This is a genomic window from Xylocopilactobacillus apicola (genome assembly GCF_033095985.1).
GTDB classification, from domain to species: domain Bacteria; phylum Bacillota; class Bacilli; order Lactobacillales; family Lactobacillaceae; genus Xylocopilactobacillus; species Xylocopilactobacillus apicola.
The window spans coordinates 1,935,911-1,952,456 of record NZ_AP026802.1; the positions used below are offsets into that span (position 1 = coordinate 1,935,911).

A 16,546-nucleotide genomic window follows, 5' to 3' on the forward strand; every position below is an offset into this window, starting at 1 on the left:
ATTTATTTACCTTCAAAACTGATGCTATCATCTACCCGATTAAATTCCTCTGATATCTTTTGGAATTTACTGCTTTGTTCCTTAACGCATTCAACAAGCTGGGCTAAATCTGGAACAATTTCATCACTTACCGTTTTACCCGTTAACATTCCAGGAATATTACTTTGCGTTATTGATGCATACTTGCCACCATGGATACTTACAGCCTCCAATGGATCTATGGCAAAATTGACTTCATTTGAATTTGATACTATTTTTTCATCTTTTACTCCTTATGTAATTTTTTAATACTTTTATTACTATCGTCCTAGTCCTTCAGCGACTTTCCGGTTATCTCTTTCAATACTAACCTTTGCTTTATTAGATCCCGAACCTGACATCGAAGAAGATAGTTTTGATAATAGTTTGTTTTCTTTACTCACTACGGCATTTGTAATATTTCTAACGTTAACTTCGTGACCAGCGAAATCCGTTCTACTCCCCATCAATGACTCTCTACCTAAAGATATGACGCTTTGCCTTTCCGCTTCTAATCTCAAATTATTTAAATGTTCCGTTAAATCTTCGGTTACAAATTCAAACATTTTCATCCTTCTTTCCATATTCTCGATTTAATTCATCGACTTTGTTTTCATAACTTGAAGTCAATTTTCGTTTCGCTTGATTAATCGCATCTTGTGCTTCATTTTGATATCGATCCGCAATTTGATAGATTTCACGATTAGATCCGTTTAAGTTAAGTTGACGCAACCAGTAAATATATTTTTGAACCATATCCTCAGATTCTTGCCCTACTTTCTTTGCCTGAAGATTTAATTTGTCTAACTCTTCTTGATACGCTTGTTCTATTTTCCTTGAACTGCTTTCCTTTTCTTCTTCGTTCATCATCTAAAATACCCCGCTACTTCCTCATCTGATGATTGAATCTGTTTAGCACTCGACTCTAATTTCTGTTTAATCTCTTTGAATCTCTCCAAGAATTTTTCAGCAGCATTCATCTCTTCTTTATATTTTTCAATCGGATTAACTAGAACCTGGGTTTGTGTGTATCCGCCTTCAATCAGAGCAGATTCAATCCCCCCCTTTTGACTTAATAGTGGTGCCATTTGAATTGCTGCTTTATGCGTCAAATCCCAAGACAATTCACATTTCCTAATATCCTGTTCGCATTCTTTAATAATATTCTTCATTGCATTTTCCATAGTGTTGGCCATATCCCTAGCCAGGGCGAGTAATTCGGGATCTTTTAACATAATCTTTTCGGATTCACTACCTTTACCACCAATTTTTTCATAAATCTAGATAAAAATCCATACATTGGTTTTAAAGACTCAACCATTATCTCTAACTTACCGTCTTTGCCAAATATGTAGCCGCCCCACGAATGTTGTTCGCCTATAGATCCCGTCCATTTGGTAGAAACATACTCAACACTTCCAACGATTTCTTTAAAATTAACACCAAATCCTAAAGAAACCGCATCCCACCAATCCGTATAATTATGTACGTTATAATTTCTTAATAGACCTGCAATTGCTCTCTTATCTTTATTTAATATTGAATAAATATTAGGACCCTCATAGAGATACCCGCCATTAATTCGTTTTAATTGATCGATTGAAAGACTAGCCAAGGCATATTGCCCATTCATCGATCCCAAAGAATGCCCGTAAACCGTTACTTTAGCATTTGGATATTTCTTAAGTGCTTCTTGAAGAGTTGAAGAAGCTGAACGGAATTGTGGAATTAGCTCGCTAAGACCAATATGTTCATTCACGAGGTTACCCATAAATTTGGTCATTGACGGTTTACCTGGTTTTATTAACGATCTTCTAATCGCTAATGCTGCTGGACCATCTGCCAATAACCAGTCCAAAACAGTATCGTAACCCTTTGGAATCGAGGAAAAATCAACACTAGATCCTCGATACAAAACAGCAATTTCCTTAACATCTTCAGGTTTTGTCTTTTTTGGACTATTAGAAACAACATACGCCTGTTCTCCTGTGAGTTTTTCGATTTTGTCAACAACAAACCCAGCAATAGATTTGCCTTTTTTATCTAGAGTTACTCCTTCACCAACTGAATAATATTCATATTCTTCTTTAGCAAATTTTTTTCTCTGTTCATCTGTATATTTGCTCCAATCTTCTAAATTTTCATTTATTTTTTTGTTGATAAGCTGGCTGTCCCCCTTTGATGCGGTTTTTTGTTTGTTTTTAGCTTTTAATGATCAGAAATTCAATTGACTATTTTTCAAGATTCTTCCTCTTTCCTTTATTTAATATTTTTATATGTTTTGATATCATTTACCGTCTTCCGTCATTAAATCATACAGCTTTGAACTAATGCCACCAGAAAAACTATATTCTCTTTTATCCTCAATATAATCTTTAGATATAGTTACTGAAAACCTCAATGATTTATCTCCATTTACATAACAACGAACCATTATTCCACCCATTGGATTATGTTCGATAGAGTCATAATCGATGGTAACCGTTTTTACTACTTTGTTGTCGTCTCTGTTTCTTACAAGTTCTTCTATTGATTTCTCATTTTTCTTGACTTCTTTAACCATTTCTTCATGAAACTCTCGGTCTTTTTGATCTTGCATTTTTACTCCTATTCCTATTACTACAATTGCTATTGACAGCATAATAATTAATACGAAATGTCTTTTAACGAAGCTTCTTGGCTTCAAACTTTTGATATCGTTCATAATCTTCCTTTATTACATCACTCAAAGGATTTACTTTGTTGCACTAATTTTTACTGCACCAACAGAATATTTTGTATATTCTTCTTTAGCAAAATTCATTCTCTGTTCATCTGTATATTTACTCCAATCTTCTAAATCATCGTTTATTTTTTTGATTGGTAAGAAGACTGTTCCCCTTTGATGCGGGCTTTTGTTTGTTTTTAGATTTTAATGATCCGAAATTTAATTGACTATTTTTCAAGGTTCTTCCTCTTTCCTTTATTTAATATTTTTATATCTTTTGAAATTATTTATCATCTCCGTTCATTAAATCATCTAATTTTGAACTAATGCCGCCAGAAAAACTATATTCTCTTTTATCCTCGATATAATAGTTAGATATGGTTACTGAAAACCTCAATGATTTATCTCCATTTACATAACAACGAACCATTATTCCGCCCATTGGATTATGTTCAATGGAGTCGTAATCAATGGTAACCGTCTTCACCACTTTGTTTTTATCATCAGTTCTTATAAATTCTTCTATCGATTTCTCGTTTTTCTTGACTTCTTTAACCATTTCTTCATGAAACTCTCGGTCTTTTTGAACTTTCTTTTTTACTCCTATTCCTACTAGTACAATTGCTATTGACAGCATAATAATTAATACAAAATGTCTTTTGGTGAAGCTTCTTGGCTTCAAACTTTTGACTTTATCCATTAAGTGATCTCCTCAACCGCATCTACTGTCCAAAGTTTTAAACTCTAAACAGTCACTTTCCTTCTTATCTCAGGGTAAAACAAAAAGCACTGCTTTCCCCTTAAATTTCTCTATCGTGTAAGTACTACACCAACCGAAAGAAAATCAGGTTAAACAATGCTCACACTATTATTAAGGTTTTACCCCCCGATTGCGTGAAGATATCTCCGATATCGTCAACTTCGCTTCACACTTTTCTAATGTACTTGCTGATCTTCGATCTTATTCACAGTCACCTCATTTAGATCAGCCTTTCAATCGCTTCGATCTCGACGATGACATGCCCATCTTTGAACAACCTAAGAAGCACGATTACAAACGATTACTAAAAGTCCATCTTGACCAAACTGGTAATGTAGTTTCTTTATTCTCGTACCCACCACTACTGCTATGCTAGATTGGATTGTAATCAATTGTAATAAAATTCACTAAAAGACTTACTAAATCAAAAATTTAGCGTTTCAAAAATGGCTAACCCAGCCCTTTAGTAAATACATTTATCATCAGTTAGTGCTTAAATTGATCTGTCATTTTCATTAATTCTCAACCGCCAACTACATTGACTCCTTTTATTTCTTTCTTTAAGCTGCTTCGCGCTTTTTTACCGCCCTTCCCTTTTAATGCTTCTTCCGTTTCTCTAACTATAACCATCTCTTTTTGTTGAACAGACGAAACTTTAAGTTTAATTTTGCCGTTATTCTTCAGACCATTGGCTTCACTTAATGCTCTTGTTGCAACTCCCATTGCTCGAATAATTCTTCTTTCTGCCGATTTTTCAATTTCTTTCAGTATTTCATCTAATATCTCCATCTTGATCCCTCAACTTTCTATTTAGTTCATCCCGATTTTCTTCATACTGGTTAGTTATTTTTCTTCTTTCTTGTCCAATAGCTTCTCTTGCTTGATTGCGATAATCATCAACAATTTGGTAAATTTCTCGACTACTTGCTTCGGGGTTTATTTTCTTTAACCAATAAACACCTTCTTCAGCCATACTATCTGCCGTTTGATCAACTGTCCGCTGTCTGAAAGTTATCTCCTCTAATTTCTCGTTATATTCACGCTCAAGTTCTTTACGACTATCTTTAATTTCTTCATCCATAATTTAAAATATCCCTGCGACTTTACGATCTGCAGACGAAATCTTTTCGCCGCTTTGTTTCAATTTCTTACTTAAACTCTCGAATTTTTTAATCATCTGCTGAGATGAATCAATTTTCTTCTCATATTTTTCAGAAGGGTAAGTGACAATGCTTGCCCTCGTACAACCACCACTATCCAAAGCAGATAAAATTTCACTTTCTGATAATTTTCTCCCGATACTCCTTGCAGAGTTCAATCCATTATTATAAGTGCGATCACATTCTGAAATTGCTGCCCGACAAATCTTAACGATATCCCTCATTTCACCCTCCATAATGGTTGACATTTTTTCAGCATAACTAATTAATCCGGGATACTGTAACAACATCTTTTCCTTACTATTGCCACTACCAACTAAACCTAAATTCTTGCTTAGATCATTAAACAAATAAACAATTCCGTCTAAGGGATCAGCCAATTTCAAGCTTCCATCTTTCCTAAACTGATAGCCTCCCCACATATGCTGATTTGTATACTTTTTAAGTTTCTTTTTAATGGGGCCTCCATCTTCTGGTTCTGGAGCTTCTAAAGAGTCAACCAATTCTAAACGTCCGATAACTCCTTCCTTCCTTTCAAAATACTTCATCGTTACCAAATCTCTTACGTCGACATAGTTATGGACGTTCCGTTTGCCTAATTTTGAAGCAATATCTTTTTGATTAGCATTGAGGGTAAAAAATACGTTGGGACCTTGATATAAATATCCACCTTTAATTCGCTTTAACTGTTTTTCTGACACTGAAGCCAATGCAAATTGTCCATCCATGGAGCCAAGCGAATGACCATAAACAGTAACTTTCGCGTTGGGATACTTCTTTAGTGCCATCTGAAGGGTCTCGGCTGAAGATTTTAATTGTGGAGTAGGTCCTGTAGGAATTATATTTTTCGACAACTCTGTAGCTGCTGCCACTTTAATAAATGAGGGTGAAGTGATGATAGCCGCTGTAGATATTGCTGTTTTCATGACTTTACCTCCAATTTTCTGGATCCCTATATTCACATTATTATGAATCCAATCTTCTTTCCAACCCTTGTTTCCAGGTTCTTTACTCCCTTGATACAAAACCGCAATTTCTTTAACATCAGTGGGCTTTGTTCCCATAGGACTGTTGGCAACCACATATGATTGTTCCCCTGTTTTTTTGTTATCAACTTTGTCAACAACAAATCCAGCAAGAGATGTTCTGCCTTTTTCTAATTTTACTTCTTCACCAACTTTATAATCTTTATACTCTTGCTGAGCGAATTGCATTCTTTGCTTATCGGTATATTTACTCCAGTCTTCGAGATTTTTATTAATTTGATTTTTAGTATTCTTATCACTTTTCAATATTTTTTCCCTTTTCCTTATTTAATATGTTCATTACTCTTGAAATCAATTAGTATCTCCAGTCATGAAATCATCTAATTTTGAACTAATACCGCCAGAAATATTGTATTCTCTTTTATCTCCTACATAGTTGTTACTAATAATTACTCCAAAAGATAATTCTTTATCTCCGTTTACATACCCATCAACCATTACTCCGCCCATTGGATTATGTTCAATGGAGTCGTAATCGATTGTAATCGTCTTTACCACCTTGTTTTCGTCTTCACTTCTTACAAATTCTTCAATAGATTTTTCATTTTTCTTTACTTCTTTGACCATTTCTTCTTGAAATTTACGATCCGATTCTCTTTTCATATTTATCGCTCCCCTTACCATTAAACCTATAACAACAATCACCACCAGAACAATACTTATAATGCGGTGTCTTTTAATCCATTTGAACATCTATCTCTTCCTTTATTTTCTACAACCGTCACTCGGCGTAAATTTTTAACACTCTGATCACTTTTCAATATTTTGCCTCTTTTTCTTATTAATTATTTATATGGTCGTCTCATTAAATCGCTTAATTTAGAACTAATACCTCCACCAACACTGTATTTTCTTTTATCTCCTACATAATCGTTAGATATTGTCACTGAAAATGTCAATGACTTGTCTCCATTTGCATAACCCTTCGCCATTACTCCGCCCATTGGATTATGTTCAATGGAGTCGTAATCGATTGTAATCGTCTTCACCACTTTGTTTTCATCACTACTTCTTACAAATCTTTCAATTCTCTTTTCATTTTTCTTTACTTCTTTGACCATTTCTTCTTGAAATTTACGATCCGATTCTTTTTTCATATTTATCGCTCCCCTTACCATTAAACCTATAACGACAATCACCACCAGAACAATACTTATAATGCGGTGTCTTTTAATCCATTTGAACATCTATCTCTTCCTTTATTTTCTACAACCGCCACTCGGTGTAAATTTTTAACACTCTGATCACTTTTCAATATTTTTCCTCTTTTTCTTATCCAATTATTTATATGGGCGCCTCATTAAAACGCTTAATTTAGAACTAATGCCTCCAGAAATATTGTATTCTCGTTTATCTCCTACATAGTTGTTACTAATAATTACTCCAAAAGATAATTCTTTATCTCCGTTTACATACCCATCAACCATTACTCCTCCCATTGGATTATGTTCAATGGAGTCGTAATCGATTGTAATCGTCTTCACCACTTTGTTTTCATCACTACTTCTTACAAATTCTTCAATAGATTTTTCATTTTTCTTTACTTCTTTGACCATTTCTTCTTGAAATTTACGATCCGATTCTTTTTTCATATTTATCGCTCCCCTTACCATTAAACCTATAACGACAATAACCACCAGAACAATGCTTATAATGCGGTGTCTTTTAATCCATTTGAACATCTATCTCTTCCTTTATTTTCTATCACTATCACTCGGTGTAGATTTTCATTTATTTGATTTTTAGTATTCTTATCACTTTTCAATATTTTTTCCCTTTTCCTTATTTAATATGTTCATTACTCTTGAAATCAATTAGTATCTCCAGTCATGAAATCATCTAATTTTGAACTAATACCACCAGAAATATTGTATTCTCGCTTATCTCCTACATAATTGTTACTAATAATTACTCCAAAAGATAATTCTTTATCTCCGTTTACATACCCATCAACCATTACTCCTCCCATTGGATTATGTTCAATGGAGTCGTAATCGATTGTAATCGTCTTCACCACTTTGTTTTCATCACTACTTCTTACAAATCTTTCAATTCTCTTTTCATTTTTCTTTACTTCTTTGACCATTTCTTCTTGAAATTTACGATCCGATTCTTTTTTCATATTTATCGCTCCCCTTACCATTAAACCTATAACGACAATAACCACCAGAACAATGCTTATAATGCGCTGTCTTTTAATCCATTTGAACATTTTGCTTTTTTTCCATGAATTTCGTTTCCGGCTTTAATTCCCAAGCAAAGCCCAAAATCAAGAGCATTCCGAGAACGATTGCCCAATAATGAATTTCTATTGTTTCTGAAGTTTGTGGCAAACTTGGTTTACTGCTAGCAGGCTCACCATTCGTAAATGGTACTTGTGTACTGCTTTGAGGGGTCTGAGTATTGGTTGTATTATTGCCTGCAGTATTTGGGTTACTTGTTGAAGTGGTCACAGGGTCAACTGATGCGGGTTTTGCAGTAGGACTTGTTACAATATCCGGACCAGAATTGTTAGTAGAGCTATTATTATTGGTGGAAGTTTTATCACTGTTGCCTTTGTCAGTCGACGAATTACTTGGATCCTTACTGCTATCTGGTTTAGAACCATCAGCTAAGTAGTAAAGCGTGACATCTTGCTTTGAGCTTCCGAAAATTCCTTTTTCGTTTCCTTCTGAACGATCGAAAGTATAGCCAGTTATTTTCAATCTTTCAGCTGAATATGATTCGCCAATATTGCCACTTAATACAACATTGTTAGCAATCTTTTCTTTTGTTTTGGTATCTAAATATCTTACGGTCACATCTTGACCTGTAACTTGCTGATCTTTCTTGTACATAAACACAACAGTTTGAGGGTCTTTGGTATAAGCTCCCGTAGTCGCACCTTCAGTATGATCAAAGATATAACCCGGAATTTCTAATTTACCGACATCGTAGGTGTCGCCAATTTTGCCCATCATGATTTTGTCTCCCGCAACACTATTTTGAGAGTCTTTATCAATGTAGCGTAAGGTTAATTTGCCGACTTGACCATCTTTGCGATAAACCAGGGTTACTGTTTGAGCTTCAGCTTCAAACTTCCCAGTCAAATTACCATCTGCTTTGGTATATTTACAGTTATCAATGAAGTAATCATGCGGATCAACGCTATAACTTTCTCCGACATTACCTGTAATCGTATTGCTGGACTTAACCGCTTCGCCTGATTCATCAACAAATCGAATAATCACTTTCCCAGATGTTTCTTGTCGGCGATAAATTAACGTGACCGTTTGAAGAGAAGACTCAAACTTCCCATTTAAACTACCTTCCGATTTAGTGTATTTATACTTATCAATGAGATAGCTATATGGATCAACTGAATAATTGTCACCGACTTTCCCCGTCATCGTTTCACTTGCTTTCACAGCAGTTCCATTTTCATCCATAAACCTTACTGTGACTTTTCCTGGCTGCTCTTTCTTGTACATGAAGGTCATCGTTTGCGGTTCATTTGCATAAGTTCCACTAGTTGCACCTTCAACGTGATCGTAGACATAACCTGATATATCAATTCTCGATTCGTTGAATGACGTCCCAACTTTTCCCGTCATTACTTTTTCAGTTGCAATACTGGTAGCAGTGTCTTTATCCATATACTTAACCGTGACTTTACCCATCTGATTATCTCGTTTGTAGGTCAATGTCACTTTTTGATCTGCTGCAGTAAAGGATCCTGTCAAATTACCAGAAGCGCTGGTATATTTCAGACTATTGTCAATGAAATAGTCTTTCGGATCGATTGTATAATTACCGCCAACTTGCCCGCTAATTGTTTCACTTGATTTCACCGGATTTCCATCTTCGTCGACAAATTGAATTACGACTTTTCCAGTACTGTTACTAGAATTATCACTGTCGGTTTTCTTAAATACTAAAACTACCGAGATATCTGCTTCCGTAAAAGTCCCTGCTAAAGGATCACTCCCTGTATTAAGCTTGTCATAAGTATATTTATCAATCACATAAGAATATGGCTGAACACTATAGTTGTCGCCTACATTGCCCGTACGAACCTCACCAGCCTTAATAGCAGTGCCTTGTTCATTAATAAAGCTGATATAAACTTTGCCAGTTTTTGGTGTCTGTGGAGGTGTATTTCCTGCATTTGAATCTTTTATTTTCTTATAAATAAAAGTTACTTCTGGGGTTGTTCCCGTCGCAAAGGTGATCGTTGCACTTCCATCAACTTTTTGAAATGTATACCCGCTAAACTCTTTTTTCGCTACAGTGATTGTCTGACCGTTGTCACCGTGCATAGTTTGTTGTTCCAAAACATTACCGCTTTTAGTCTTATACCAAACAACTGCATCACATGCTCCACCACGAGGAGTAATGCCTCCTCGAGGAGTTATTCTCGGTGCCTTTTGATCATAACTTTGATCAAGCTTTTCCTGATTAGTATCCTTCGACTCATTTAAATCGAATGAACCTGCTTGAACTCCCATTGGGGTCAATCCTAAACTGCTAAACACTAAAAGAAGTGTCATCAATATTGTTATCATTTTCTTTTGCATCAATTTTCTCCTCTATTTTTACTCAACGAGTCCTAATTTATAAAGCTCCCGGTGAGTTACTTTATAAGTTGCTAATAAATTTCCTTGAACCACTGTCCTTAAGCTATCGGCGACCAAACTTTCACAAGTGATCATCGTTATTTGAGTCATATTCAAATGATCTTCAATTAGATCGGTTCGATTGGCCGCAACGTTTCGTTGGATACTTGAAATTCGGTACTTGTAGAAGAATTTCAAGTCGGTAAGATAAACATCTTCGCCTACTTTGGCTTTCGATAGATTATGAAATACCGTTTGATTATTCATATAGTGCCCCGCTAAAGCATAATTTCCGGCACCCATGATTTGATTGGGCTTCATTGTTCCAACACCATGAAGCAAATTGTTCCCAGATTCTCCATAACCTTTAAAAACCGGATTTCTGATATCAACCGTTGGAATCACAATGTATCCAATCGGACTGACTTTATAATTCCAGCCTTTGATCATATCCGATGACTTCAGCGAGTGAACAACCTTCGGATCAAAGTTTGCTTTCTTTTTCTTATTGTTTTCGATCTGTTTGTGACTAATCACATCTGTCTGGTTCACATAATGCTTCATAAGAAGATCATGGCTCCAAGGACTATTAAGTAATCCATACCCGATCAAAACTAATCCCAACAAAATTCCCAGAACATACAACAACTTTTTGAAAGATTTTCGTTTAATTACGCTCACCTACCTTCATCTACTTTGGAATTCTGATCTTAGAGTAAGATCGATTCTTAAAATAATATGCCTCGTCTTCCTTAAGATAAGGCTCGTTAGAAATATACTGAAAAGTAACCAGATCTTGATCAGTAATTCGTGATCCGATGATTCCAACCTTTAAATTGCTTCTAATATAGCTTGGTACATCATCATAATTTCCTGAAATAAACGACAAATAAGTATTAATCAAAATGTGAAGGCCGACAGATTGCCCTTGTTCCAAGATATCTTGGAAATCAAAGTCCTCGTCGCTTGCTACTTTTAAGATACTTTCTAAATCATTGATGTAAACCAAACGATCTTCGTCTTCTTCATCTGAATCGCATCGATCCTTTAATTGATTCAATTTCTTAAGAATGTCATCCTTATTTGCTTCTCCATCAATAATCATTGATTCATTTTGATTCTTTTGTTCTAATTCATTTGATATCATCGTGTCAAAGTTTTGTTTCTGCTCGTCTGTTTCGTTCAAAATCAGAAAATATTTATCTCGAGAAAACTCATATGTTATCGGCAAAGTGGTGTCTGAATTCAACCCCAAAGCAAATTCATGATCAGAACATTTACTCATTTCCGAGAATAAATCCCAAGTCAATTCTTCAGGAATCATTGGAATTCTAGCTGGCACCTTACCTTTCCAATCGGTTTTCATTTCTCCGGCTTCTTTCTTCACATTTTCCAATATTTCTAGCGAATCAGTGCCTTCTGTCGGAAGAAAAGTTTGAAACAATCTAATGGTGTCTAGTTTAATTAATCCTCGTCCAGGCAAATCATCAATAGTTACTTCAGATCGACCCACGATATCATTGACCTCACTTTTATCGAAAAGGTATAAACTTATTTGAGTTTTAATGTTAGATAGAAGTTGCATTCTTAATGCTCCATGTCGGTTAGCTGAGATCATCAGATAAACCCCAACATTCGAACCTTCACGAGTTATTTTGTCCAAAATACTATTAAACTCTTCAAACCACGGAGCTTCTTTAGCAGAATCAACTGTATCAACTACCACTTCAATTATTGGCAATCGATTGCCCGTAGATTTTACATATTGGTCTAAATTTGCAACACCAGCTTTACTTAATAACTGTTTACGATGGTTGATCTCACCCGCAATAATCGCCTCAAACTTCACGATTTTCTCAATCTCGTCAATTCTAATTAAATCAGCTGTATGTGGTAATTCTCTCAATGGAAGCAGTCCATTGGTTCCGAAATCCAATAAATAAATATTAAAATCATCCGGAGAATTATCACGACAAATTCCCATAATGAAAGTCTGAATGAAAGTACTCTTTCCATATCCAGGGCTTGCAAAAACCGCAATATGTTTATGTTCATTTAAATCAATTTCAAAAGGTTTTTGGGCCTGTTGGTCTGGATAATCAACCATTCCAACTAAAGTGCTAAGAGAAAGGCTTTCCTCCTTCCAATTCTTCGGATAATCGATAGACCCATAATCTTGGAAAATGATCTTTTCCCCTAACGGTGGTAACCACGGACGAGGTAAACGATTAATTTGATTTTGCTCCGCAAAATCAGAAATATAATTTGTGATCGCCGTTAATTCATTAATTTTTTTCTCTTTACTTTGCGTTAATTGTTTTGACAATCCACTTAAATCTTCGGAAAAGTTCTTATATTGACCCAAACTATCGATGATATAAAGGGGATCATATTCCTCGTCCTCAGTTTCATCAGGGTTGTAAGTCTTACCACTATATGCACTTTGAAATAATTCATAGATTTCGTTATTACCGACCTGTAAGTACGCTCGCCCAGGTTCAACAATCGAGGCTGCATCAGGAGTATGAAGAATTTCATTTGAGTCCGCCTGGTCTTGAACCTTTAGAGCAATTTTGAATCTTGAATTACTCCAAATTTGTTCATTAACGACACCGCTTGGCTTCTGAGTCGCAAGAATTAAATGGATACCTAGAGAACGACCAATACGAGCTGTTGAAACTAATTCTTCCATGAATTCTGGTTGCTCTGATTTCAATTCGGCAAACTCATCACTAATTAAAAACAGATGGGGCATTGCTTCGCTTGCACTTCCTTCGTGATAGAGTTTTTGATATTCGTTAATGTGATTTACATTATATTGACCAAACAACGTTTGTCTTTTTTCCAACTCTGCTTTAATAGACGCTAACGCCCTTAGGCTTTGACTGCCATCAAGGTTAGTGATTGTTCCTAGAAGGTGGGGCAGATCATTAAAAAGATTGGCCATCCCACCACCCTTATAGTCAATAAGTAAGAATCCGACATTATCTGGATGGAAGTTTATAGCTAGAGAAGCAATATACGATTGAATCAACTCAGATTTCCCAGACCCCGTTGTCCCTGCAATGAGTCCATGGGGTCCATGCGCTCGCTCATGCAAATCTAGTTTGACAATATCGTCTTTCCCTCTTTCTCCTAAGGGAACCGCTAAACTCTTGTATGGCAAATTACTTGTCCAACGCATCTTCAACTGAAGATCATCAACTTTATTGGTATTGTAGAGATCTAATAAACTGACAGAAGTCGGAATCGAATTTTTTAGACTTTCCTTGTGTTCTAGTGATGATAATTTTCGAACTACAGATTCTAAATCGACTCCTTCGAGATTTCCTGGGACAAATTTCTTATTAGAAAGTAATCCCTCCTCAATCAGAATTTCTCCTTGTTTACTATCCTTATACTCAATTACATTTTTGATATACTCTGGCAGATCAGCGGTAGTATTCTTGATAAATACAACCGATACTCCCAGATTAGAAATATCTTTGCCCATATATTCCATAATGCTGTGGCTAATGATTAGCTCTTCGTCTTGAATTATCAAAATGTACTGGGGTGAGAAAACGACTTTTTCTTTGTCTGGTCCGTTGTCTTTAATGATTTGTTCTCGATCCTTAAGCATTTGAAAAAGAGAAGTCATCAATTGATCACGAGTTTTTTCATCATAGACAAAATTCAAAGTGTTACTTCCATCTGTCCGAAAATGTTTCAACCATTTAAACGGAATCCACTCATCCCGCTGATTTTCATTAAAAACTGCAATAAACCTAACATCATGATAACTTTGAAAAGTAGCGATCTGCAGTAACATATTCTGCACGGCTATATTGACCTGTTCGAAATTTCCAACTAGCCCAATCCCACCGTTTGTTAAATTAATGGAAATAGGTGCATCATCAACTTTCATCGAATCCTTATAAATGTCATTCGCTTCATCAAGGAGTACGTCTTTTTCCATTTCTTGCGAAGAAAATGTAACTTGATACTTAGGAATAAAATCGCCAGTCCCAATTCTAAATGCCAAAAAATCGGTCTGAAATTTATTTTTTTCATAAACTCGAGGACTGTTATTAGCAATTAAATTGCTTATTTCTTGACCGGTTGGATAATGGTACTCCAAAGCTTCCCTGGTTCCCCTTTTTTGCTTTTGAATTTCCACAATTTTATTTTGGAGATAGTCATGATAGTTAATTACTCGATCAATCGCCCTTTGTTTTTGTTCCTTTTTATCGCTAAAGTAACTACTAATCGAAAATGAAATTGTTGTAACACTCATTGCACCCATCAAAATCATAGTCGTCATATTTCGATTAATAACTGACATCAATATTGAAGCTGCCACCATAACTAATGGTGTGGCAATAGTTCTTGCTAATTTATTTTTGGCTGGTTGTTCTTTTGAAGGAGGATTATCAATTATTATTTTCTCTTTCGGTAGAGCCATAAGCGCACGAGGTGACCGATGATACTCGGGATATTCTTCTGGATAAGTACCTCTCTTCCCCGTGTAATGAAACAAACTACTTTTAACAAAACGATTTAGTAAATCCCTGATTACCAACAAGTTGTTATCCTGAACTATGAGTTCGATTCTTCCCAAACAAATAACATCACCCAAACCAAATGTGACCTTGTTTTCCCTTACTTTTCGGTGATTAAGATAGAGATTACTAATCCTACTAGCGGAAATTACAAAAGTGCCAGGATTTTCACCTAATTTAAGTAAGACATCGTTATCGCACATAAGTTGGATATCATCTAACTCATTGCGACCGATACTCAATATCTGATTGCGATAAATTCTACTTAAATCGAAACTATAAGTTGTAACTTTGTTAGACACTAACAAAACGTTTAAGCGATCATTAATTTTGGTAACTTGATCAACATTTAGAGAAACATCAGCTAATCTTATTTCACCGTTGTCTTTGAGTACAACCACGTAATCTTGGTCAAGCTCGGGTACATAATACGGTTCATCATACTTAGTGGATAGAGTGACTTCTTGGTGAACCGTTGAATTTAGAGTAATTTGCGAATATGTATCATTGATCCATAAATATAACTTATATTTTGTCATGGCTGTTTAGCCTGCTCTTTTTTTAGTTTTTTACTGTAATCTTTAATTAATTTAGAATACTTTGAAAGCAGTTCCTGTTTCTTAGATCCTGACAACTGGGGATTATTATTTGCCTGAGAGTACAATTTGGTATAAGAAAATAGTATTAACTGATTATCCCCAAGATATTTCGCTATATCGAGAGATTTATCGAAATCTCCCTTCCCATCGTAAATCCAATACTTGAGATAATTTGGATCAGAGTGCATATTTAAAGACTTTTTGACATTTTCTTTTTGCGTATGATTAAGATTATCAACATTAACATATGCTTCAGCTAACATTAACTGATAAGCCTTGGGCATTTTATCGATTTTGATCGTGCTTAAATCACTAATTGTTCGATCATATTCTTGCGATAAATAATCGCCTGTCCCGTCTATTAAAGTATTATTGTGAGGAACCATGATCAAAAATACATAACCAACAACAACCACAAGAAAAGCTGCCGCTATTGAGCTAATCAGAAATCCCCAATGGTAAATCCCAAATTTTTTCTTAGAGATCGTAATTAACTTAGTATGTTCATTATTCAAAGTTGAATCGTAAAGTTTTTTCAAATAATTTCTTAAATCTGAAACCGAGGAATAACCAGCAATTTTTTTGTAAGTCATGCTGGTCAAAGATTTCTCAGACATTACACCTTTGTATAATCGTTCAAATGAATAACGCCCTGACAAAGCCATAATTATAAAAGCTTTAATCTGTTTGAAAAGATTATCTGATTTTTCTGGATAAAGAACCCCTTCAACTCCACGATGAATAATTTTGGGACGTAAATTTATATCAAAAAACACGTTATCAGGATGAACTACTGGATTAATTCTAGTTTTACTAAGCTGTAAAATATCTAAAAGATTAATACAAAGCTTAATTTTTTCGGACTCCGATAGATTACGGCTAACTTCTTTAAAATTGTGGTACCTTTCCTTCGTTTGATACGAAAACACCCATTCCTGATTCTCCATTTTAATATTTAATGGAATTAATAAATCATTTTGGATACTTAAATAGCCGAGAAGATTAACATCTTTTACGCTGCCCATTGGAATTGTTTCTAAAGCATGATATTCATCAATCCATTTGATTAAATAATTTTGATCATCTATTTTAAAACTAAACTCTTTCTCACTCATCATTC

18 protein-coding genes are annotated in these 16,546 nt (G+C 35.1%); all 18 read right to left on the bottom strand.

The genetic code is table 11. The features are described from left to right. Positions 1-2: 2 nt before the first annotated feature. The 18 genes from R8495_RS09415 to essB all read right to left on the bottom strand — a co-directional run bounded on the left by R8495_RS09415 (position 3) and on the right by essB (position 16,541). Positions 3-212 (bottom strand): hypothetical protein, encoded by a 210-nt coding sequence (locus tag R8495_RS09415; protein ID WP_317635221.1) that lies wholly within the window; start codon positions 210-212, stop codon positions 3-5. 87 nt (positions 213-299) lie between these two features. After that, positions 300-584, bottom strand: coding sequence for a hypothetical protein (locus R8495_RS09420; protein WP_317635222.1), 285 nt, complete (start codon positions 582-584; stop codon positions 300-302). Next, positions 577-888, bottom strand: coding sequence for a hypothetical protein (locus R8495_RS09425; protein WP_317635223.1), 312 nt, complete (start codon positions 886-888; stop codon positions 577-579). The genes R8495_RS09420 and R8495_RS09425 overlap by 8 nt, the downstream gene beginning before the upstream one ends. Further along, positions 885-1,253, bottom strand: coding sequence for a hypothetical protein (locus tag R8495_RS09430; RefSeq protein WP_317635224.1), 369 nt, complete (start codon positions 1,251-1,253; stop codon positions 885-887). The genes R8495_RS09425 and R8495_RS09430 overlap by 4 nt, the downstream gene beginning before the upstream one ends. After that, the gene (locus R8495_RS09435; RefSeq protein WP_317635225.1) at positions 1,247-1,933 is read right to left on the bottom strand and encodes an alpha/beta hydrolase family protein; all 687 of its coding nucleotides are present in this window, start codon (positions 1,931-1,933) and stop codon (positions 1,247-1,249) included. Before R8495_RS09435 ends, R8495_RS09430 begins: the two co-directional genes overlap by 7 nt. 372 nt (positions 1,934-2,305) lie before the next feature. Then, a complete protein-coding gene (locus R8495_RS09440) occupies positions 2,306-2,722 on the bottom strand; it encodes a DUF1310 family protein (RefSeq protein ID WP_317635226.1) in 417 nt (138 codons plus the stop codon). 286 nt (positions 2,723-3,008) lie between these two features. Next, positions 3,009-3,425: a DUF1310 family protein gene (locus R8495_RS09445; RefSeq protein WP_317635227.1), complete on the bottom strand. Its 417-nt coding sequence runs from the start codon at positions 3,423-3,425 to the stop codon at positions 3,009-3,011. Between the two features lie 582 nt (positions 3,426-4,007). Continuing rightward, positions 4,008-4,274, bottom strand: a complete 267-nt coding sequence (locus R8495_RS09450; RefSeq protein ID WP_317635228.1) for a hypothetical protein — start codon at positions 4,272-4,274, stop codon at positions 4,008-4,010. Continuing rightward, positions 4,258-4,566: a hypothetical protein gene (locus R8495_RS09455; protein ID WP_317635229.1), complete on the bottom strand. Its 309-nt coding sequence runs from the start codon at positions 4,564-4,566 to the stop codon at positions 4,258-4,260. Before R8495_RS09455 ends, R8495_RS09450 begins: the two co-directional genes overlap by 17 nt. A 3-nt stretch (positions 4,567-4,569) precedes the next feature. Continuing rightward, complete coding sequence (locus R8495_RS09460) at positions 4,570-5,937, bottom strand: alpha/beta hydrolase family protein (protein WP_317635230.1); 1,368 nt, start codon at positions 5,935-5,937, stop codon at positions 4,570-4,572. Between the two features lie 45 nt (positions 5,938-5,982). Next, a complete protein-coding gene (locus tag R8495_RS09465) occupies positions 5,983-6,384 on the bottom strand; it encodes a DUF1310 family protein (protein ID WP_317635231.1) in 402 nt (133 codons plus the stop codon). A gap of 92 nt (positions 6,385-6,476) precedes the next feature. Continuing rightward, positions 6,477-6,878 carry a DUF1310 family protein gene (locus R8495_RS09470; RefSeq protein ID WP_317635232.1) on the bottom strand — a complete coding sequence of 134 codons (402 nt, stop codon included), beginning with the start codon at positions 6,876-6,878 and terminating at the stop codon, positions 6,477-6,479. 93 nt (positions 6,879-6,971) lie between these two features. Continuing rightward, positions 6,972-7,373 (bottom strand): DUF1310 family protein, encoded by a 402-nt coding sequence (locus tag R8495_RS09475; protein WP_317635233.1) that lies wholly within the window; start codon positions 7,371-7,373, stop codon positions 6,972-6,974. Positions 7,374-7,501: 128 nt separating this feature from the next. Continuing rightward, a complete protein-coding gene (locus tag R8495_RS09480) occupies positions 7,502-7,903 on the bottom strand; it encodes a DUF1310 family protein (protein WP_317635234.1) in 402 nt (133 codons plus the stop codon). Further along, positions 7,887-10,247, bottom strand: a complete 2,361-nt coding sequence (locus R8495_RS09485) for a MucBP domain-containing protein (RefSeq protein WP_317635235.1) — start codon at positions 10,245-10,247, stop codon at positions 7,887-7,889. The genes R8495_RS09480 and R8495_RS09485 overlap by 17 nt, the downstream gene beginning before the upstream one ends. Positions 10,248-10,265: 18 nt before the next feature. After that, the gene (locus tag R8495_RS09490) at positions 10,266-10,967 is read right to left on the bottom strand and encodes a class A sortase (protein WP_317635236.1); all 702 of its coding nucleotides are present in this window, start codon (positions 10,965-10,967) and stop codon (positions 10,266-10,268) included. Between the two features lie 10 nt (positions 10,968-10,977). Beyond that, a complete protein-coding gene (essC, locus tag R8495_RS09495; RefSeq protein WP_317635237.1) occupies positions 10,978-15,366 on the bottom strand; it encodes a type VII secretion protein EssC in 4,389 nt (1,462 codons plus the stop codon). Next, the gene (essB, locus tag R8495_RS09500; RefSeq protein ID WP_317635238.1) at positions 15,363-16,541 is read right to left on the bottom strand and encodes a type VII secretion protein EssB; all 1,179 of its coding nucleotides are present in this window, start codon (positions 16,539-16,541) and stop codon (positions 15,363-15,365) included. Before essB ends, essC begins: the two co-directional genes overlap by 4 nt. Positions 16,542-16,546: the final 5 nt, after the last annotated feature.

Bases quoted from the DNA above. Each gene is read 5' to 3' on its own strand.
- R8495_RS09420 (WP_317635222.1), bottom strand. From the start codon at position 584: ATGTTTGAATTTGTAACCGAAGATTTAACGGAACATTTAAATAATTTG.
- R8495_RS09425 (WP_317635223.1), bottom strand. From the start codon at position 888: ATGATGAACGAAGAAGAAAAGGAAAGCAGTTCAAGGAAAATAGAACAA.
- R8495_RS09430 (WP_317635224.1), bottom strand. From the start codon at position 1,253: ATGTTAAAAGATCCCGAATTACTCGCCCTGGCTAGGGATATGGCCAAC.
- R8495_RS09440 (WP_317635226.1), bottom strand. From the start codon at position 2,722: ATGAACGATATCAAAAGTTTGAAGCCAAGAAGCTTCGTTAAAAGACAT.
- R8495_RS09445 (WP_317635227.1), bottom strand. From the start codon at position 3,425: ATGGATAAAGTCAAAAGTTTGAAGCCAAGAAGCTTCACCAAAAGACAT.
- R8495_RS09450 (WP_317635228.1), bottom strand. From the start codon at position 4,274: ATGGAGATATTAGATGAAATACTGAAAGAAATTGAAAAATCGGCAGAA.
- R8495_RS09455 (WP_317635229.1), bottom strand. From the start codon at position 4,566: ATGGATGAAGAAATTAAAGATAGTCGTAAAGAACTTGAGCGTGAATAT.
- R8495_RS09465 (WP_317635231.1), bottom strand. From the start codon at position 6,384: ATGTTCAAATGGATTAAAAGACACCGCATTATAAGTATTGTTCTGGTG.
- R8495_RS09470 (WP_317635232.1), bottom strand. From the start codon at position 6,878: ATGTTCAAATGGATTAAAAGACACCGCATTATAAGTATTGTTCTGGTG.
- R8495_RS09475 (WP_317635233.1), bottom strand. From the start codon at position 7,373: ATGTTCAAATGGATTAAAAGACACCGCATTATAAGCATTGTTCTGGTG.
- R8495_RS09480 (WP_317635234.1), bottom strand. From the start codon at position 7,903: ATGTTCAAATGGATTAAAAGACAGCGCATTATAAGCATTGTTCTGGTG.
- R8495_RS09485 (WP_317635235.1), bottom strand. From the start codon at position 10,247: ATGCAAAAGAAAATGATAACAATATTGATGACACTTCTTTTAGTGTTT.
- essC (WP_317635237.1), bottom strand. From the start codon at position 15,366: ATGACAAAATATAAGTTATATTTATGGATCAATGATACATATTCGCAA.
- essB (WP_317635238.1), bottom strand. From the start codon at position 16,541: ATGAGTGAGAAAGAGTTTAGTTTTAAAATAGATGATCAAAATTATTTA.